Raw genomic sequence first — 19,508 nt, forward strand, 5'->3', positions numbered from 1 at the left:
GATTTGGTAGAGCATGTTTAAAAAAATACTGGTTGCGAATCGCGGCGAAATTGCCCTACGTATCCAACGCGCGTGCCGCGAAATGGGTATCAAGGCGGTCATGGTGTACTCTGAAGCCGACCGTGACGCCAAGTACGTTAAGCTGGCCGACGAGGCTGTGTGCATTGGGCCAGCGGCTTCGGCCCTGAGCTATCTGAATATGCCAGCCCTGATTTCGGCGGCAGAAGTCACGGATGCCGAGGCTATTCACCCCGGCTATGGTTTTCTGAGTGAAAACGCTGATTTTGCGGAGCGCGTGGAGAAAAGCGGCTTTCAGTTCATCGGCCCAACTCCGGAAAACATCCGCACCATGGGTGACAAGGTGTCTGCCAAGCAGGCCATGATCAAGGCCGGTGTGCCTTGTGTGCCCGGCTCGGAAGGTGAGTTGCCGGATGATCCGGTCATTATTCGCCGTACCGCGAAAGCTGTGGGCTATCCGGTCATCATCAAGGCTGCTGGCGGCGGTGGCGGCCGTGGCATGCGTGTGGTGCACACGGAGGCCGCATTGGTCAATGCCGTCCAGATGACCAAGGCGGAAGCCCTGGCTGCATTTGGCAATGGCGCTGTGTATATGGAGAAATACCTCCAGAACCCACGCCACATTGAAATCCAGATCCTGGCGGACAAGTTCAAGAATGCCGTCTACTTGGGCGAGCGCGACTGCTCCATGCAGCGCCGTCACCAAAAGGTACTGGAAGAAGCCCCTGCGCCTGGTATTCCACGCAAGCTGATCGAGCGTATCGGCGAGCGCTGCGTTGCTGCGTGCAAGAAGATAGGTTACCGCGGTGCGGGTACGTTCGAGTTTCTGTACGAAAACGGCGAGTTCTATTTCATTGAAATGAACACCCGGGTTCAGGTTGAGCATCCTGTGACCGAGATGATCACTGGCATCGATATTGTGCGCACCCAGATCATGGTGGCTGCCGGTGAGAAGCTGCCATTTGCCCAGCGCCAGATCGAAATCCGTGGACATGCGATCGAATGCCGTGTGAACGCGGAAGACCCTTACAAATTCATCCCATCTCCGGGACGAATTTCCATGTGGCATCCACCGGGTGGCCCGGGTGTTCGGGTGGATTCGCATGTTTATACGAATTACTACGTGCCACCGAACTACGACTCGATGGTCGGCAAGATCATTGTGCACGGCGACACCCGTGAGCAGGCTTTGGCCCGCATGCGTACGGCCTTGCTGGAGACGGTGGTCGAAGGGATCAATACCAATATCCCGTTGCACCGCGAGTTGATGGTGGATGCCAAGTTCATGGCTGGCGCCACCAATATCCATTACCTGGAAGAGTGGCTGTCTCAGCACAAACGGTAAGCGCCGATGTTTGAAATCAGTCTGATGTGCCCGCAAGACCGGGTGGAGATGCTCAGCGATGCGCTGGACGCTCTGGATGCCCTGAGCGTGAGCGTGGAAGATGCAGACGCGCAAACCGATGCCGAACAGGCGTTGTTTGGCGAACCTGGCATGCCGCCGCCGCAGGACGGTTGGCAGCGCTCCCGTATTCAGGCGCTGTTTGCTAACGAGGCTTTGGCGCGCGATGCTGCTGAAGTTTTGGCGGCACAAGACTTTTTTGTCGATTGCAGCGTGCAGGGTGTGGCTGTCGTGCCCGAGCAGGATTGGGTTCGCGTGACGCAGTCACAGTTTGCGCCGGTGGAAATCACACCTACGTTCTGGATTGTGCCTACTTGGCATGAGCCACCGGCACAGGCGACGCGTGTCATTCGTCTGGATCCGGGCTTGGCATTCGGTACGGGGACCCATCCCACAACCCGTATGTGCTTGCGCTGGATTGCGGGCCAGGAGGCGAGTCGCCTGGCTCGAGTGCTTGACTACGGTTGTGGTTCTGGCATTTTGGCTATTGGTGCAGCCAAGTTTGGTGCGGCAGAAATTGATGCCGTCGATATTGACGATGCAGCGGTGGAGTCTACGGTTCTCAATGCACATGCAAACCACGTGCAACTGCATGCTAGTTTGCCGGACCGCGCCAAGGGGCAGTACCAAACGGTGCTTGCCAATATCCTGGCAACGCCATTGAAGGTGCTTGCGCCCTTGCTGTGTTCCCATGTGGCACCGGGCGGCTCTTTGGTGCTCGCCGGCATTTTGGAGCGCCAGTCGGAAGAGCTGAAACAGGCTTATGCGCCCTGGGCGCAGCTGGACGTATCGGACCGGGAAGACGGTTGGGTGCTGATGACGGCAAGCTTGTAGCGCATGCTGCTGTTGGCTGGAACTGTAAAAGTCTATGGCCTTGATTACACGTTGTCCTGTCTGCGGTACCCAGTTCAAGGTTGTTCCTGACCAGCTCAGGATTTCCGAGGGCTGGGTGCGTTGTGGTCAATGTGCAGAGGTTTTTGATGCCTCCAGCGATCTTCAGCAAGGTGAGATGGCGATGGCAGGGACGGCGGTTTTAGGTGCTGCTGTCGCTCCCGTTCTTGATGCTGCACCTGTAGAAAGTGTGGCAGTAGATGCGGATCTACCCCATGCTCCGTACTTGAATCCTACTGAGCCTGAGTCGTTTACCAATTACCTGAATCAGGCATCGGTGTCGTCAGTGCTTCCCGTTCAGGAAGATGTCTTGCCCGAGGAGCCCGAAGAGGGGCCTGCGGCACCACTACTTCCTCCGGATATAGAGGCTGCTGGGGGCCGGGAGTCGGATGTTTTCCCGGTTGTCGACCAAGTTGACGTAAATGCGCTGCCTGAAGCGGAGCTTGAGGCGGAGCCTGAAGATGCGCCAGAGCTTGAAGAGCAGCCATTGTCTTCACCGGTGCTTTTTGCACCTGAACCCTCTGCAGAGTCATTGGCTGCAAATTACTCCTTTGCCCGGGCTCCAACTCCTCCAAGCGATGGTCAGACGCGGTTTGTACGCTGGGGCACCTTGTTGGGAGTGGGGTTGCTGGGCTTGCTGTTGGGCTTGCAGGTGCTGATGTACGGGCGGGACCGTATTGTTGCCAGTTGGTCGGTCACCAAACCATGGTTCCAGTCTGCGTGTGGGTTGTTGGGGTGCGAGGTGCAGGCGCTGCGACATATAGAGTCCATTGCCATCGACAGTTCATCGCTGAGTGTTGCGCATAACGACGCTTACCATTTGAGCCTGGTGTTAAAAAATCATGCGATGGTTGATTTGGCGATGCCTGCACTGGAGTTCGTGCTGACGGATGGTGATGAGCAGGCGTTGTTTCGTCGCGTACTGTCCCCATCGGATTTCGGCGGGGCATCCCGATTGTTATTTGCAGGACGGGAATGGGCAACATCGGTCGATGTGCAGGTGTTGGACAATGCCATGAAGTCCCGTATCGTCGGCTACCGCTTGCTGGCGTTTTACCCCTGAAGTAAAAAAGGCCTGGCATCTTGCGATGCCAGGCCTGAGACGAACAAGTCTTGTTCGATCAGGGTTTGCTTGCGGTTGGAAACGGCCAAGCAGCTTGTGGATTGAGCGTGGTCTGTGCCGAAGATGCTGCGGGGGCAGGCGCAGGCTTCGCTGCAGGGGCCTTTGTAGCTTTTTTTGCTACCGTTTTCGTGGCCTTCTTGGCCGCAGGGGCTTTCTTGGCTACAACAGCTGCCTTCTTCGCAGGAGCGGCTTTCTTGGCAGGTGCTGCCTTCTTGGCTGCTGCCTTGGGTGCAGGAGCGGCCTTTTTTGCTGCTGCCTTTACGGGTGCTGCCTTCTTGGCTGCAGCCTTTGCGGGAGCGGCCTTGGCTGCTGGAGCCTTGACTGCAACTGCCTTTTTGGCGGGTGCGGCTTTCTTGGCTGGTGCAGCTTTCTTTGCTGGCGCGACAGCAGCTTTTTTGGCCGGAGCCGCTACTTTTTTCGCAGGCGCAGCCTTCTTGGCGGGCGCGGCAGCTTTCTTTGCTGGCGCAGCCTTCACAGGTGCCGCTTTCTTTGCAGCGGGCTTAGCAGCCGCTACTTTTTTGGCTGGTGCCGCTTTCACGGGAGCCGCTTTCTTTGCGGGAACAGCCTTTTTTGCGGCTGGTTTTTTTGCAGTTGCCATTATTTTCTCCTTGATCTGTTTACAAAGAGCACTTGCTGCCGGTTGGTTGGCATCAAGCGATGCATGGTGTTGGGCCAATGCCCAGCACCATGTACTCGGGAGCGCAAACATCTACTCGCCCGTGGAGGCGAGTGGTGATTTGCGCATTGTTGGAAAGCATGGGGCAAGAACAGCTTAATCCCAGGAGAGCGCACCGCCCGATTGGTATTCAATCACGCGGGTTTCAAAGAAATTGCGCTCTTTTTTGAGGTCGATCATTTCGCTCATCCATGGGAATGGATTTTCTTCGTGCGGGAAGCAGGCTTCCAGGCCGATCTGGGTCGCACGGCGGTTGGCGATGTAGCGCAGATAGCCTTTGAACATGGATGCGTTCATGCCTAGCACACCACGCGGCATGGTGTCTTCTGCGTACTGGTATTCCAGTTCGACGGCTTTCATGAACAGGTCTTTGATCTCGGTCTTGAACTCAGCAGTCCACAGGTGCGGATTCTCCAGCTTGAGTTGGTTGATCAAATCGATGCCAAAGTTGCAATGCATGGACTCGTCACGCAGGATGTATTGGTACTGCTCGGCTGCACCCGTCATCTTGTTCTGCCGACCCAAAGCCAGGATCTGGGTGAAGCCGACATAGAAGAACAGGCCTTCCATCAGGCATGCAAACACAATCAATGACTTCAGCAGGGTTTGGTCGTTCTCTGGAGTGCCCGTATGGAAATTCGGGTCCATGATCGCTTCAATGAAGGGGATCAGGAACTCGTCCTTGTTGCGAATGGATGCGACTTCGTTGTAGGCGTTGAAGATTTCGCTTTCATCCAGGCCCAGCGATTCCACGATGTACTGGTAGGCATGGGTATGGATGGCTTCTTCAAACGCCTGGCGCAACAGGAACTGGCGGCATTCGGGCGCCGTGATGTGGCGGTAGGTGCCCAGCACGATGTTGTTGGCGGCCAATGAGTCGGCAGTGACAAAGAAGCCGAGGTTGCGCTTGACGATACGGCGTTCATCTTCTGTCAGGCCGTTGGGGTCTTTCCAGAGCGCGATGTCGCGGGTCATGTTGACCTCTTGCGGCATCCAGTGGTTGGCGCAGGAGGCCAGGTATTTCTCCCAGGCCCATTTGTATTTGAAAGGCACCAACTGGTTGACATCGGTCTGACCATTGATGATGCGTTTGTCGGCGGCATTCACGCGACGTGCAGCCGTAGCTTGTGCGGTGACGTGTGCTGCTGCTGTGGCCACAGTGGCCTGGGCGGCAACCGGTGTTGCAGCTGGTGCGGATGTAGGTGTAGCCGAAAAAACGGCGTGTGATGCCTCACGGTTGATGGGTAAACCGCTTTGCGCTGCAGATGGCGATGAGGGCGTGACTTCTTCGTCCCAGGTCAACATAAATTTTCCAATGCTAGGATTATGAGAGCAGCGTCACAAAATGAAAAGTGTTCATTTTCAACGCTGCTATTTTGTGCCGTTTGTGTTGCTCATGCGCATCGTGAAAACAAGGTTTCACGATGCGTGGCAAGCAGGCTTGGATTTATTGACAGGCTTCGCAGCCTGGGTCATCGATGGCGCAGAACTTGATGTCGGTTGCAGGGCTGGTGGCCAGTGCATCGGCGTTGATTTGCTGGCGTGCTGCGACTGCAGCTGCATCGACCGCGCTCATGGTTTGCCCAGGAGCTTGACCTGACGAGACTGCATTCATGCGGCCTGCCGCCACGGTGGATTTCTCCACGTGGGTGGCACTGCGGGTACGCAGGTAGTAAGTCGTTTTCAGGCCGCGCGTCCATGCCAGCTTGTAGGTGTCGTCGAGCTTCTTGCCGGAGGCGCCTGCCATGTAGATGTTGAGCGACTGGGCTTGGTCTATCCATTTCTGGCGGCGTGACGCAGCTTCGACCAGCCAGGTGGTTTCCACTTCGAAGGCCGTGCGGTACAGCGCCTTGATTTCGTTTGGTACGCGGTCAATTGATTGCAGCGAACCGTCGAAGTGTTTCAGGTCCATCAACATCACGTTGTCCCACAGGCCCAGGCGCTTCAGGTCATGTACCAGGTAGCTGTTGATGACGGTGAATTCGCCGGACAGATTGGACTTGACGGACAGGTTGCCGAAGCAGGGTTCGATAGATGCATCCACGCCGATGATGTTGGAAATCGTGGCCGTAGGGGCGATGGCGACGCAGTTGGAGTTGCGCATGCCGTCGGCCTTGATTTTTTGACGCAGCGCGTCCCAGTCCAGTGTTGCCGAACGGTCCACGTCTACGTAGCCGCCGCGGGCTTGGGCCAGCAGGTCCAGTGTGTCCAGTGGCAGGATGCCCTGGTCCCACAGGGAGCCCTTGTAGGTGGAGTATTGGCCGCGCTCTTTGGCCAGCTCGCTGGATGCCCAGTAGGCGTAGTAGCAGATGGCTTCCATCGATGTGTCGGCGAATGCCACAGCGCCTTCACTGGCATAGGCGATGCGCAGCGCGTACAGGCTGTCCTGGAAGCCCATCAAGCCCAGGCCGACCGGGCGGTGGCGCATATTCGAGTCGCGGGCTTTTTTGACGGCGTAGTAGTTGATGTCGATCACGTTGTCGAGCATGCGCATGGCCGTGGAAATGGTCTTTTGCAGCTTGGCGTGGTCGAGTTGGCCGTTGGAAATGTGTTGGCGCAGATTGACCGACCCCAGGTTGCACACAGCGGTTTCGTCATCACTGGTGTTCAGCGTAATTTCTGTGCACAGATTGGATGAGTGCACCACGCCGGCGTGCTGTTGGGGGCTGCGCACATTGCAGGCGTCCTTGAAGGTGATCCAGGGGTGACCGGTTTCGAACAGCATGGTCAGCATCTTGCGCCACAGGTCGCTCGCTGGCAGGGTGCGCGAAGGCTTGATTTCACCGCGCTGGGCCTGGGCTTCGTAGGCGGTGTAGGCCTTTTCGAAATCGACTCCGAACTTGTCGTGCAGGTCGGGCACGTTGGAGGGCGAGAACAGCGTCCAGCTTCCGCCTTCCATGACGCGGCGCATGAACAGATCCGGCACCCAGTTGGCGGTGTTCATGTCGTGGGTGCGGCGGCGGTCATCGCCGGTGTTCTTGCGCAACTCCAGGAATTCTTCAATGTCCAGATGCCAGGTTTCCAGGTAGGTGCAGACCGCGCCCTTGCGCTTGCCGCCCTGGTTCACCGCGACAGCGGTGTCGTTTACAACCTTCAGGAAGGGAACCACACCTTGCGATTCGCCATTCGTGCCTTTGATGTGGCTGCCCAGGGCGCGCACACGGGTCCAGTCGTTGCCTAGGCCGCCGGCAAATTTCGACAGCAGAGCGTTTTCCTTGATGGACTCGTAAATGCCGTCCAGATCGTCGGGTACGGTGGTCAGGTAGCAGGAGGACAGCTGGGGGCGCAACGTGCCGCTGTTGAACAGCGTGGGCGTGCTGGACATGAAGTCAAACGCCGACATGACTTCGTAGAACTCGATGGCGCGGGCTTCGCGGTCGGTTTCGTTCAGGGCCAGGCCCATGGCTACGCGCATGAAGAAGGCCTGTGGCAGTTCGATGCGGGTCTTGCGGATGTGCAGGAAATAGCGGTCGTACAGGGTTTGTAGGCCCAGGTAGTCAAACTGCAGGTCGCGCTGGGGCTTGAGTGCCGCGCCGAGCTTTTGCAGGTCGAAGGTCAGCAGCTTGGCATCCAGCAGTTCAGCGTCCACACCCTTTTGGATATAGCTGGGGAAGTAGTTGGCGTATTCCTGTGCCAGTTCGGCTTGCGTGACGTCCTTGCCCAGTACTTCTTTGGCAATGGTGTGCAACAGCAGGCGGGCGGTGGCGTAGGTGTAGTCGGGGTCGGTTTCGATCAGGGTACGGGCAGCCAGAATGGCGGCCTTGTAGACCTCTTCCATGGGCACGCCGTCGTACAGGTTGCGCATGGTTTCCGCCACGATGGGGGCGGCCGTCACTTCGCCGCCCAGGTTGGCGCAGGCCTGTTCGATCAGTTGTTGCAAGCGTGCCGTGTCCAATGGCACGCGTTGGCCCGCGTCCAGCACATGCAGCACGGGGGCTGCTGGTGCCTGTTCAACGCTTTGTTTGGCCCGCTCTTGGGAATGGCGCTCGCGGTACAGCACATAGGCGCGCGCGACTTCATGGTGGCCGCCGCGCATGAGGCCCAGTTCCACATGGTCCTGCACGTCTTCGATATGGAAGGTACCGCCGCCTGGACGCGAGCGCACCAAGGCCCGAATCACGCCCTGCGTCAACGCGTCCACCACTTCGCGCACGCTGGCTGATGCTGCGCCTTGCGTGCCGTGCACGGCCAAGAAGGCTTTCATCATGGCGATGGCAATTTTGCCCGGCTCAAAAGGCACGACGGCGCCATTGCGGCGGATGACCTGGTAGTGGGCCAGCGTACCTTGCACTGCGGCGTCGCCATGGCTTGCGTCGTGGAGCGTGGAGTGTGGCTGGGGGACGGTAGACGGGGTGTTCAACGCGGTTTGCATAGCTTCCTTTGGACTTTTGGGACAGTATGAAGAGTGGAATGGGCGGTAATGGCAACCGCCGCAGCGAAACTGAGGTGCTTCGTAGCACTGGCTGGACACTATATATAGGGTCTTAAATCAATTCAAGCCACTACCGGTAGTGTACCGCCCTGCGAATAGCGCCTTGCGTGTCGGGTTTTGTTTGAGCACGGAGTGCAACCCTCCGGCAAGTGTTGTACTGCCTTGTCTGCGGCAGAAAAACCTAGGCTGGATGCGGGTTCTCGCCGGATTTGCCTTGTTTGGCAGCGTAATTCCTGGGGTGAGGCATGTGTCCGGGTGTATCTGGCCGCAGTCAGCAAGCTAAAAATATTTCTCAGAGTCCGGTGCCGAGCGGGAAATAGCGGGCTTCCCAGCCGGTTCCGCGTCGCAGCCTTGGCCAGTTGAAGCCGGTTCCTGGGTCTTTTTTTCGGCCTGGGGCGATATGTTCATGGCCTGCGATATGGCGTATCGGATAGGCCTGTGCGATGGCCGGAACCAGGCTGGTCAGGGTCTCATATTGCGCGGCTTCGAAGCTGTCGCCTTCCAGGCCTTCCAGTTCGATACCTATGGAGTCATCGTTGCAGTTGCTGCGCCCCCGGTACTGGGATACCCCGGCATGCCAGGCTCTGTCGTCTGTACTCACAAACTGCCACAGCTCGCCATTGCGGCGTATATAGAAGTGGGCAGATACCTGCAGCCCGCGGATGCTGCTGAAATAGGGGTGGGCGTCCCAGTCCAGCGTATTGGCGAACAATGCCATCACCTCGTCTCCGCCATATTGCCCCGGCGGCAGGCTGATGGAATGGATCACCACCAGGTCGATGCGTGCCTGGGGTGGGCGTGGGCCGTAATTTGGCGAGCGTTGCTGGTAGGCAAAACGGTACCAGCCGTTTGACCACAGGGGGCGGCTGGGCTCGGTTGCTGCTTTAGGCGTCATGGGGCTCGTTGTCCTGCGGTGTGGCGATGTTGAGCCGTTCGATGCGATAACGTATCTGGCGCAGGCTCAGTCCCAGGCGATTGGCTGCCGCTGTGCGGTTGAAGCCTGTTTCATGCAGTACCTTGACCAGGATTTCCCGCTCTTGCCGGTCCAGAAATGCCTGCAGGTCAGAGGGGACCGAGTCCAGGGTCCAGGGACTCGACGAGATACCGGGATCGGCGGGGACTGTCGACTCTGGTGAGGTTTCGGGCAGCGGTACCAAGCCCATGTCCTGCGTGGGTTCAAAGTCCAGGTCCAGGTGCAAGGCTTCGCCATCACCCATGGCGACCGCGCGGTGTAGCAGGTTTTCAAGTTCACGCACATTGCCGCCCAGCGGGTGGTTGGCCAACTGCTCCAGCAGTTCACAGGATAGGCGCGGTGGCGGCATGCCCGACTCTTGTGCGATGCGCTCCAGCAAGGCCTCGCATAGCGACGGCAGGTCTCCGCGGCGCTCGCGTAGTGGCGGGATGGCGATCTCGATCACATTCAAACGGTAGTACAAATCCTGGCGGAAGCGGCCGGCCTTGACATCGGCGGCCAGGTCCTTGTGCGTAGCGCTGACGATGCGTACGTCTACCGCCTCTTCCTGGACCGAGCCCAGGGCACGTACGCTGCGCTCCTGTATGGCCCGCAGCAGCTTGGACTGCATGGCCAGGGGGAGGTCGCCAATTTCATCCAAAAACAAGGTGCCATTGCGGGCTGCCTGGAAGTAACCTTGTCGGTCTTGCGTGGCACCGGTGTACGAGCCTTTTTTGGCACCGAAGAACTCGGCTTCCAGCAGGTTCTCGGGGATGGCGCTGCAATTCACCGCCACCAGTGGGCCAGCGGCACGGTGGCTGTTGGCGTGCAGGGCTTGGGCCACAAGCTCTTTGCCGGTGCCCGATTCGCCGCGAACCAGTACCGGTGCCATGCTGCGCGCGACCTTGATGATGCGCTGCTTGACCTGCTGCATGGCGTCCGAGGTGCCCACCAATTTTTGTAGCGCACTATCCCCGGACGCTGTGCGTTGGGGGGCTTTTTCATTCGGGGTGGCGGTGCGCTGTGTTCGGTTGCTGTCCTGGATCGCCGACGCCACCACGGTGCGAAATTGCTTCAGGTCCACCGGCTTGGTCAGGTAGTCGAAAGCACCAGCCTTCAGCGCCTCCACGGCATTTTCGGCCGAGCCGTAGGCGGTCATGACGATGACGCGCTCAGTGCGTTGCTGGGCTTTCAGGCTGTGCAATAGTGTGCTCCCCAGGCCGTCGGGTAGGCGCATATCGGTGATCACGACGTCGAAGCGCTGCTGGTCCAGCATCAGGCGGGCCTCTTGCAGGTCGGCTGCGGTGTCGATACGGTAGCCCTCGCGCAGCAAGGTCAGCTCATACAGCGTGCGCAAATCGGGTTCATCATCCACCACCAAGACGGATGCCGGGGAGGATGCACTGGATGAGGCCATGGTCAGACAGGTTGGATATCTAAAGGACGTGCCGCCAGGCTGCTTGGCTTGGGCGGGCGGAACTGCACAAAAAACTCATTGCCTTGTACTTCCTGGCCATTGCGCACCCGCGTCGCACGCTGGTAGCCGATGCTGGCGCGGTGGCGTTCGCACAATTCCCGGCAAATATACAGACCCAGTCCGCTGGAGCGGCTCTCAGAGCTGAAAAAAGGTTCAAACAAATGCTGCTCTACGGTTTGCTCCAGCGCTGGGCCGTCACTCCAGACCTGCAGATGCGATTGCTGGTTGGCCGACAGGCTGGTGCTGACCTGGATGGCCTCGGGCTGTGTGCTGACGTGGCGTGCGGCGTTGTCCAGCAGATTCAGCAGTACGCGCCGCAAATGGTCGGCATCGAAGTCCACCGGCATGCCCAGAGAGGCCGGTGTAACCTTGACTAGCTGGCGGCGCGCGTCCTGTTGCGTCCAATCGGCGCAAATGTTGTTGACGGCTTCGTCCAGACGGGTTTGCGGTGGCCGGCCGGCGCCGGAGTGCTGCAGGCGGGCAATACCCAGCACTTCATCGACGATCTTGGACAGTCGCAATGCATTCTGTTGCACCATATGCGTCAGCCGCTGGTGGGCCGGGTCTGTCAGGTCTTCTTCCAACAGCGCGTTGGCCTGGGTAATGGCAGCCAGTGGGTTGCGGATTTCATGGGCTACGGCGGCCGACATGCGGCCCATGGCGGCCATTTTTTCAGTGCGTAGCCGGGCTTCAATTTCACGCAGATCGTGCAAAAACAGCACGCACAGGCTTTCCGTGCGAGCGGCCTGCGCCACCGTCATGCGGGTGCGGACCCGTACGCGGCGCGGGCTTTTGCCCGTCGCGTGGATGTTGATGTCCCCGTTCTGGGGGCTCTCCGTGGCAAACGTCTTTTGCGCCAGCGCCAGCAGAGTGCGCCAACCGGGCTCACTGGACAGGAGTAGCGGAGGGCCTGCCTCTGCTCCCAGCAGCCAGCGGGCTGCCGGGTTGGCGGTGCGAGTTGCACCGTGGATATCGACCACCAGCACACCGTCGGCTAGGGTTTCGATCACCAATTCATTGACGCGGGTCTGCAGCTGTGCGTCCATTTGGCTGCGCAAGGCCAGCTGTTCTTCGCCCTCCAGTCGGGCTGCCAGTTGATTGACCAGGAAGGCAACCACGAAATACCCCATGCCGGTGAGTCCGCTTTGCACCAACCGGGCGGTACCGTCTGCGCTGTGGTGGGACGTCCACCAGGCTTCTAGCAGCAACAGCAGCGTCATGCCGGCTGCCGTGCCCAGGGCAATGCGGCGTGAACCCTGCACCGCTGCCAGCAGCACTGGCAGCGCCAGCAGCGGGCTGTAGTTGATGCTGCTGGACTCCAGCAGCTGCAAAATGGAGAATACCAGCGCATCCACGCCGACCGTGCCGGCCCAGTAGCGGGCCGGCGGCTGTGCATCGCCGCTGGGGTGCATGCGCAGGCGCACCGCCAGGGTGCTGGCGAAATAGCCTACGCAGAACAGCAGCATCCACAGTGATACATCCTGGCCCAGAGCCCACAGTGAGACATGCAGCAGCAGAATAGCCAGCGCAATGCTGACCCGGGCTGTCATGAATCCGTACCAGACCCGTGCCAGCGCCAGCGGCGCGCCGGGGGCCTGCAGGGTAGGTGTGGTGTCTGCCATCACCCTTCTGCCTGCTTGCGGTGTGCTTCGCCGCAGTAAGCGCCGTGCGCCGTGTGGATGGCCTCAGCGGACGGCAGATGTACGCCGCAGACCCGGCAAGCCACCATGTTTTGCAACTCCGCAGGGCGGCGCGGCGCTTGGGGGCGTTCGGCGAGTCGCCTTGATCGCCACAGCCATACGCCGAACAACACGGCCAGCAAGACCAGCAACAGCTTCATATACCGCGCCTCAACACCACTTCCAGTACAAACTGCGAACCCACATAGGCCAGCAACAGCAGGCCGGCGCCTATGTACAGCACCCGCACGGCTTTGCGCCCGCGCCAGCCAAAGCGGCTACGCCCCAGCAGCAGAATCGCAAAGGTCAGCCAGGACAGCAGCGAAAACACGGTCTTGTGGCTCCATCGCCAGCCATGTACTCCATACAGCTGTTCGTCAAAAAACCAGCCCACCAGCAGAGTGGCGGACAGCAGCACAAAGCCCGCCGTGACCAACCGGAACGTCAGCCGTTCCAGTGTCAGCAAGGGTAGGCCGCTAGGTGCTTCTGCGGCGTTGCGCATCTGCCGTTCGGCCCGGGTCATCAGCCAGGCGTGCACCACCGCCGCCGCAAACAAGCCATAAGACGCAATGCCCAGGGCCCAGTGCAGAGGCAGCCAGGGCGAGGCGATGCCGTGTAGTGAACTGCCCGGAAACAACAAGGCCAGTAGTACAGCTACCGCGCCCAGTCCGGCCAGGGCCCAGCGTGCCTCCAGCTGCGGGAACAGATGGCTTTCAACCGCATATACCGTCAGCACCAGCCAAGCCGTGACCGATAAGGCCGGGGCAAAGCCGAAGTGCGGTGGCGAGTCAAACAAGCCTATGCTGAGGGCCAGCCCGTGCAATAGCCAGGCCAGCCACAACGCGCTTTTGCTGGCCCGCATGCTGAGGTGCGGGGCGCCTAGCGCGGGTACCGCATAGGCCAGAGCGGCAGCCACGCATAGCAGCACGTTGGCGAAGGGCGCAGTCGTTAAAATCATGGGCACAGTTTAGCGTTTCGCCCCGTACCCAGTCCTTGGCGCGGGCCTGCCTTGCGCAGCACCCGCACAACCCTCTCCGGAAATTTCTTATGGCCTCCGCCCTCACCGACAAACTCTCCCGCCTGGTCAAGGAAATCCGGGGCCAGGCCCGCATCACCGAGTCCAATGTGGCGGACATGCTGCGCGAAGTGCGCATGGCCCTGCTGGAGGCCGACGTGGCCTTGCCGGTGGTCCGTGACTTCATTGCCCGGGTGAAAGAAAAAGCCTTGGGCCAGGAGGTCATGGGCTCGCTGTCGCCCGGCCAGGCACTGGTGGGCATTGTCAACCGTGAGCTCAGCCGCACCATGGGCGAGGGTGTGAGCGACATCAATCTGGCAGCCCAGCCACCCGCCGTGATTTTGATGGCCGGTCTGCAAGGGGCGGGCAAGACCACTACCACCGCCAAGCTGGCCAAGCACCTGATCGAAAAGCGCAAGAAGAAGGTGCTCACCGTGTCCGGCGACGTCTACCGCCCTGCTGCCATCGAGCAGCTGAAGATGGTCACCAAGCAAGCCGGTGCCGAGTGGTTCCCCAGCACGCCCGACCAAAAGCCCGCCGACATCGCCGCAGCCGCCATCGATTACGCCCGCAAGCACTACTTTGACGTGCTGCTGGTCGATACCGCCGGCCGCCTGGCCATCGATGAAGTGCTGATGAACGAAATCAAGGGCCTGCACGCGCTGCTCAAGCCAGTGGAAACCCTGTTTGTGGTCGACGCCATGCAGGGCCAGGACGCGATCAATACCGCCAAGGCTTTCTCCGATGCCCTGCCGCTGACCGGCATCATCCTGACCAAGACCGATGGTGATTCCCGTGGCGGTGCGGCCCTGTCGGTGCGCCATGTCACCGGCGTGCCGATCAAGTTTGCCGGTACCAGCGAAAAAATCGACGGACTGGAAGTGTTTGACGCTGAGCGCCATGCTGGGCGGGTGCTGGGCATGGGCGACATCCTGGCCCTGGTCGAACAGGTCACGGCTGGCGTGGACATGGCCGCCGCGCAAAAGCTCGCCCTGAAGGTGAAGAGCGGCGAGAGCTTTGACCTGAATGACTTCCTGGGCCAGATCCAGCAGATGAAGCAGATGGGCGGCCTGTCCAGTCTGATGGATAAGCTGCCCACCCAGATGACCGCCAAGGCCGGTCAAATGGACATGGACAAGGCCGAGCGCGACATCCGCCGCAAGGAAGGCATCATCCACAGCATGACCCCGCTGGAGCGCCGCAAGCCCGACCTGATCAAGGCCACCCGCAAGCGCCGCATCGCAGCCGGTGCCGGCGTGCAGGTGCAAGAGGTCAACCGCATGCTGAACGAGTTTGGTCAGATGCAGGAAATGATGAAGAAAATGAAGGGCGGCGGTATGATGAAGATGCTCAAGCGCATGGGCGGCATGAAGGGTCTGGGCGGTGGCGGCATGCCGAAGTTCTAGCAGTGCCTGAAGCTTTTTGGGCTGCCTGCGCTTATTCCACCAGCGTAGGCAGCTACTAATTAGATAGCGTTTCTAATTTTTCCAGCCAGCGCGTAAACATCGCCCGGTAGGCTTGTTCCACCGATGTGACAAAGCCGGGCTCGTCCATCAGCGGGCTGGCCTGCATCTGGGGGCGCAGCGTGGCACGGATCTGGGCCAGCGCAGGCAGGTCGCTGGCCAGGGCGACCACTTTTTCCACGTACTCTGCTTCGCTGTTGGCGATCCACTCGGGGTGGCCCGCGCCGTGCAGGATGGCGCTGCCAATACGGCCCACGCCGGGCCGGCCTGCCAGGCTGACATAGGGCACGCCCATGTACAGCGTCTCGAACAGGGTGGTACCGCTGTTGTGCGGAAAGCAGTCCAGCCCGATGTCGATGCCACGCAGCACATCCCACGGCGGGCTGGTGTAGCCCATCTGCAGCCGCTCGGACGCAATGCCCAGTGCGGCAAATTGTTGCGCCAGCCGCTGCTGGACGGCGCTGTCTGCGAAGGAGCGGCTGTCGATCACCAACTGAGCGCTGGGCATGCGCTGCAGTATCTGCGCCCACACCCGCACGGTGTGCTGGTTGATGCGGATGCTGCGCGTCAATGTGCCCAGCGTGACGCAGCCGCGCTGCAGTGCCGGCAGGGGGGTGACCTCTCCCATGCTATGGCCGGGGCGGTAGGCGGTATAGCTGCCGGGCAGGCGCCAGGGCGCTTCTGAAAACAGGTGCTCACTGCCAGAGGGCACGCTGGTGGCATCGGTCAGGTAGTAGTCGATGGCGCGCAGGCCGGTGGTCGTGCCATAGCCCATCCAGCTCACCGACACAGGCGCGGGCTTGCGCGCAAACACCCCCAGCCGGTTGCCCGTTGTGTGGCCTGCCAAATCCACCAGGATGTCTATGCCGTCGTCGCGTATGCGCTGGGCCAGTTCGGCGTCTGACAGGCCCCGGGTGGGTACCCAGTGGTCGGCATAGCCTTGAAAGCGCTGGGTGACGGCGTCCGCCTGGACCAACTCGGCGTAGGCATAGATCTCCACCGCGCTGCGGTCGTGCCGTGCCAGCAGCGGTTCGATAAAGAAGCGGGCGGCGTGGTTTTTGAAGTCGGGCGAAACATAGCCCACTTTCAGGCGGCGCGCCGGGTTGCGCGGGTTGGCGTGGGGCTGCCAGTCTGCCCGGTGCGGCGCGCCAAACTGCTGCTCGAAGGCCGCATAGTCTTCAAAAATGGCCTCGGCTGCCATGTCCGAGTGGTAGTTCAGCGCAAACAACAGGTTGGAGAAGCCACTGGGGTTGCCGCTGTCGTCCAGCGCAATCGCCTGGCGCAGGCTCGCCACCGCCTCTTCCAGGCGGCCCTGCAGCACCAGATTGCCCCCCAGGTTGCTGTGCAGCACGGCCTTGTGCGGCTCCAGCGCTACTGCGGCGCGCATCGCTGTTTCGGCCTCGTGCAGCCGGTCCTGCTGGGCCAGTGCGCTGCCCAGGTTGTTCAGCGCATAGGCATCCCGGGGCTGCAGCGCCAGGGCCTGGCGGCTGTGCTGCTCGGACGCGGCGAAGTTCTCCGACTGCAGCAGGGCGTAGCCCTGGTGCTGGTGGGCCGTGGCCAGGCCGGTGCTGGCTTCGACCAGGGCCGGGTTCAGGACCCGTGCGCGGCTGTAGTGGGTAATGGCGGCGCCCCATTCCTGCGCGTGGGCGTGCAGATTGCCCTGGAAGAAATGGAAGCTGGCGTTGTGGGGGAAGCGCTGCACGCCTGCGTCCATCACCGAGCGGGCCCGGTCCACCGCCCCCATCTGGAACAGTGCCTGGCACAGCTCGCCATACAGCGGCTCGAACGTGGCTTGTAGGGTCAATGCTTGTTCAAAATGTTGGGCCGCCTCGGCGGGTTGCTGCAGGCTTGCACAGATTTGGCCCGACAGGTAGGCGGCGTCGAAGTTCTGTGGCTGCAGTTGCCGTGCCTGGGCCAACGCGGCCAGTGACGCATGCAATTGCCCGGCTTGCTGCAGCGCAAAACCCAGGCTAATGAAGGCGTCGGCCGATTGCGGGTCCAGCGTAGCTGCGCGCTGGTAGCAATCGATGGCGGCCTGCAGATTGCCCTGGTCTAGGTGGGCATTGCCCTGGCGGCGTTCCTGCGCGCTGGTGGTGGATGCCTGGGGCGCCGGTGCGCGCGAGGGGAGTAATTTTTGCAGCCAATGTTTCATGCCAGGACCGTGTTCAGTGCGCTAAAAGCTTACAGGCGTTTAACCAGCCATTCGGTTAGTTCTTCCAGGTAGGCATCGTCATAGCCGGCGTCCTTCAGTGTCCATTTGAACTGGTTGCCCAGCCGGGCGCGGGTGTAGATATTGAGCTTGTGGCTGGCCTTGAACTGCTGCACGCGCCGGTCCATCTGCAGCAGCAGATTCTGCGTCTTGGTCGCAAATTTTTTGTCTTTGCTGGGCCGGTCCAAGGGCATTTGCCCTATGAAAAACTGCGCCAGCTCGCCGCCGAACTCGTGGGCATCCTTGGCGTTAAACCAACTCAGTAGCATGGGCATCCTTATGGATAAAAAGTCGTGGCCGATTGTAGGAGGGCCGTCAAGCGCACCGCGCGGGCACGGATGGCTTGCTATATCCAAACGAAAATGGTTCGGTTACAAAAAACATATCCGGCATTACCCTGGGTTCACCGGGTTTGCAGACTTTGGGCGACTGAAGCGGGGCTTGCTGAGGTATTCTGAACATTAACTTACATTTTCGGGGCAAGATGGCTCACATGAAAAATCTCAAGATTTCCACCCGGCTGCTGGTATTGGTCGGTGTTTTATCGGCCTTGCTGGTGGCGATTGGCGCACTTGGTCTGTTCGGGATCGCCAAGTCGAATGGGGCCATCGAGTCCATGTACAAGGACCGCATGCAGACCCAGACCTGGGTGTCTGACTTCTTGCTGCTTACCACGCGCAACCGCCTGCTGGTGTCCAACGCTCTGATGTCGCCGGTGCCGGAGAAGGTTGCCAAGGCCATGGCTGAGGCCACCGCCAATATCCAGAAGGTGAATACGGTGTGGGCATCGTTGTCGGCGGTGCCCATGGGGCTGGAAGGTAGCAAGCTGATCAAGGCGATTGGCGACCAGAACCAGAAGATCATGCAGGAAGGGCTGCAGCCTGCAATGGCCGCTCTGGCCAGCGAAGACACGGCCACGGCGCGGGTGCTGGTGGTGCGCAAGTTTGGTGATTTGTTCGACCCGCTGTTGGACAACACCAGCGCTCTGCTGACCCTGACCAAAGAGGCCACGCTGCGTGATTACCAAGATGCCGAGGCGCGGTACCTGGTGATTCGCAATATTGCCATCGCCGCCATAGCTGTCGGTGTCGTGTTTGCAGTACTGTTTGGTTTTGCCTTGATGCGCAGCATCACCCGGCCGCTGCAGCAGGCCAGCCAGGTGGCGAATGCGGTGGCCAGTGGCGACCTGAGCCAGCAGATCGACACCACGGGTAAGGACGAAGTGTCGTCCGTGATGCTGGCGCTCAGTTCTATGCAGTCCAGCCTATCGCAGGTGGTGGCCACGGTGCGCCGTGGATCGGAGAGCGTGGCCAATGCCAGCGCCGAGATTGCCGAAGGCAACCATGATCTGTCGGCCCGTACCGAACACCAGGCCAGTGCACTGGAGGAAACCGCTGCTTCCATGGAAGAGCTGGGCTCTACCGTGCGGCAGAACGCCGACAGCGCCTCCCAAGCCAACCAACTGGCCCTGCGTGCCAGCAAGGTTGCCATGCAGGGTGGCGAGGTGGTGGCCGAGGTGGTCACCACCATGCAGGGCATCAACGAGTCTTCGCGCAAGATCAGCGACATCATCGGCGTGATCGACGGCATCGCCTTCCAGACCAATATCCTGGCGCTGAATGCGGCGGTGGAAGCCGCCCGCGCGGGTGAGCAGGGCCGTGGCTTTGCCGTGGTGGCCAGCGAGGTGCGCAGCCTGGCCGGGCGTAGCGCCGATGCGGCCAAGGAGATCAAGCAGCTCATCTCCGCCAGCGTGGAGCGCGTCGCCCAGGGTAGCCTGCTGGTGGACAAAGCCGGCACCACCATGACCGAGGTGGTGGATGCCATCCGCCGTGCCACCAGCATCATGGGCGAGATTAGTTCCGCCAGCCAGGAGCAAAGCCTGGGCGTGTCCCAGATCGGTGAAGCCGTGACCCAGATGGACCAGACCACACAGCAAAATGCCGCGCTGGTCGAGCAGATGGCGGCGGCCGCCAGCAGCATGCGCGCCCAGGCGCAAGACCTGGTGGACGCGGTGGCCGTGTTCCGGCTGCCGCAGGACCACATGGCTCTGGTGCCGATTGGCAACAACTAGGCTAACCAGGCCAGCTAGCCGTACACCACACCAAGTTCAAGAGCATTTTCCTGGCACGGCGCAGACGGAATCTGTGCTGCATGCTATGTTTTAAATAGCG

At 60.4% G+C, this 19,508-nt stretch carries 15 protein-coding genes; 5 read left to right on the plus strand and 10 right to left on the minus strand.

Annotated elements, in window-relative coordinates; all coding sequences use genetic code 11:
* Nucleotides 1-13: 13 nt before the first annotated feature.
* From accC to AC07O2_RS07480, 3 genes are read left to right on the plus strand one after another with little or no spacing between them, the layout of a single operon-like run.
* Nucleotides 14-1,363 carry an acetyl-CoA carboxylase biotin carboxylase subunit gene (accC, locus tag AC07O2_RS07470; protein WP_495075110.1) on the plus strand — a complete coding sequence of 450 codons (1,350 nt, stop codon included), beginning with the start codon at nt 14-16 and terminating at the stop codon, nt 1,361-1,363.
* Nucleotides 1,364-1,369: 6 nt separating this feature from the next.
* Entirely contained in the window at nt 1,370-2,254 is an 885-nt protein-coding gene (gene prmA / locus AC07O2_RS07475; protein WP_495075111.1) for a 50S ribosomal protein L11 methyltransferase, read from the plus strand.
* Between the two features lie 34 nt (nt 2,255-2,288).
* Entirely contained in the window at nt 2,289-3,374 is a 1,086-nt protein-coding gene (locus AC07O2_RS07480; protein ID WP_495075112.1) for a zinc-ribbon and DUF3426 domain-containing protein, read from the plus strand.
* 58 nt (nt 3,375-3,432) lie between these two features.
* Here the strand turns inward: AC07O2_RS07480 and AC07O2_RS07485 are convergent, their stop codons facing one another.
* The 8 genes from AC07O2_RS07485 to AC07O2_RS07520 form a co-directional block, all read right to left on the minus strand.
* Nucleotides 3,433-4,032, minus strand: a complete 600-nt coding sequence (locus AC07O2_RS07485) for a histone (RefSeq protein WP_495075479.1) — start codon at nt 4,030-4,032, stop codon at nt 3,433-3,435.
* Nucleotides 4,033-4,206: 174 nt separating this feature from the next.
* A complete protein-coding gene (locus AC07O2_RS07490) occupies nt 4,207-5,415 on the minus strand; it encodes a ribonucleotide-diphosphate reductase subunit beta (protein ID WP_495075113.1) in 1,209 nt (402 codons plus the stop codon).
* A gap of 142 nt (nt 5,416-5,557) precedes the next feature.
* Nucleotides 5,558-8,482, minus strand: a complete 2,925-nt coding sequence (locus AC07O2_RS07495; protein WP_495075114.1) for a ribonucleoside-diphosphate reductase subunit alpha — start codon at nt 8,480-8,482, stop codon at nt 5,558-5,560.
* Nucleotides 8,483-8,834: 352 nt separating this feature from the next.
* Nucleotides 8,835-9,437, minus strand: coding sequence for a 1,6-anhydro-N-acetylmuramyl-L-alanine amidase AmpD (gene ampD, locus AC07O2_RS07500; protein WP_495075115.1), 603 nt, complete (start codon nt 9,435-9,437; stop codon nt 8,835-8,837).
* Nucleotides 9,427-10,911 carry a sigma-54-dependent transcriptional regulator gene (locus AC07O2_RS07505; RefSeq protein ID WP_495075116.1) on the minus strand — a complete coding sequence of 495 codons (1,485 nt, stop codon included), beginning with the start codon at nt 10,909-10,911 and terminating at the stop codon, nt 9,427-9,429. The genes ampD and AC07O2_RS07505 overlap by 11 nt, the downstream gene beginning before the upstream one ends.
* Nucleotides 10,912-10,913: 2 nt before the next feature.
* Complete coding sequence (locus tag AC07O2_RS07510) at nt 10,914-12,593, minus strand: sensor histidine kinase (protein WP_495075117.1); 1,680 nt, start codon at nt 12,591-12,593, stop codon at nt 10,914-10,916.
* A complete protein-coding gene (locus tag AC07O2_RS07515) occupies nt 12,593-12,811 on the minus strand; it encodes a PP0621 family protein (RefSeq protein ID WP_495075118.1) in 219 nt (72 codons plus the stop codon). Before AC07O2_RS07515 ends, AC07O2_RS07510 begins: the two co-directional genes overlap by 1 nt.
* Nucleotides 12,808-13,608 carry a cytochrome C assembly family protein gene (locus AC07O2_RS07520; RefSeq protein ID WP_495075119.1) on the minus strand — a complete coding sequence of 267 codons (801 nt, stop codon included), beginning with the start codon at nt 13,606-13,608 and terminating at the stop codon, nt 12,808-12,810. The genes AC07O2_RS07515 and AC07O2_RS07520 overlap by 4 nt, the downstream gene beginning before the upstream one ends.
* Before the next feature lie 89 nt (nt 13,609-13,697).
* Here AC07O2_RS07520 and ffh point away from each other — a divergent pair, with 89 nt between their 5' ends.
* Nucleotides 13,698-15,071 (plus strand): signal recognition particle protein, encoded by a 1,374-nt coding sequence (gene ffh, locus AC07O2_RS07525; protein WP_495075120.1) that lies wholly within the window; start codon nt 13,698-13,700, stop codon nt 15,069-15,071.
* A 55-nt stretch (nt 15,072-15,126) separates the two neighbouring features.
* On the opposite strand, the gene AC07O2_RS07530 is transcribed toward ffh, so the two are convergent.
* Both AC07O2_RS07530 and AC07O2_RS07535 read right to left on the minus strand, forming a co-directional pair.
* Complete coding sequence (locus tag AC07O2_RS07530; RefSeq protein ID WP_495075121.1) at nt 15,127-17,280, minus strand: tetratricopeptide repeat protein; 2,154 nt, start codon at nt 17,278-17,280, stop codon at nt 15,127-15,129.
* 29 nt (nt 17,281-17,309) lie between these two features.
* Nucleotides 17,310-17,606, minus strand: coding sequence for a hypothetical protein (locus tag AC07O2_RS07535; RefSeq protein WP_495075122.1), 297 nt, complete (start codon nt 17,604-17,606; stop codon nt 17,310-17,312).
* Nucleotides 17,607-17,830: 224 nt separating this feature from the next.
* Here AC07O2_RS07535 and AC07O2_RS07540 point away from each other — a divergent pair, with 224 nt between their 5' ends.
* A complete protein-coding gene (locus AC07O2_RS07540; protein ID WP_495075123.1) occupies nt 17,831-19,408 on the plus strand; it encodes a methyl-accepting chemotaxis protein in 1,578 nt (525 codons plus the stop codon).
* The last annotated feature ends 100 nt before the right edge of the window (nt 19,409-19,508 follow it).

Source organism: Rhodoferax sp. GW821-FHT10B06 (assembly GCF_059415605.1).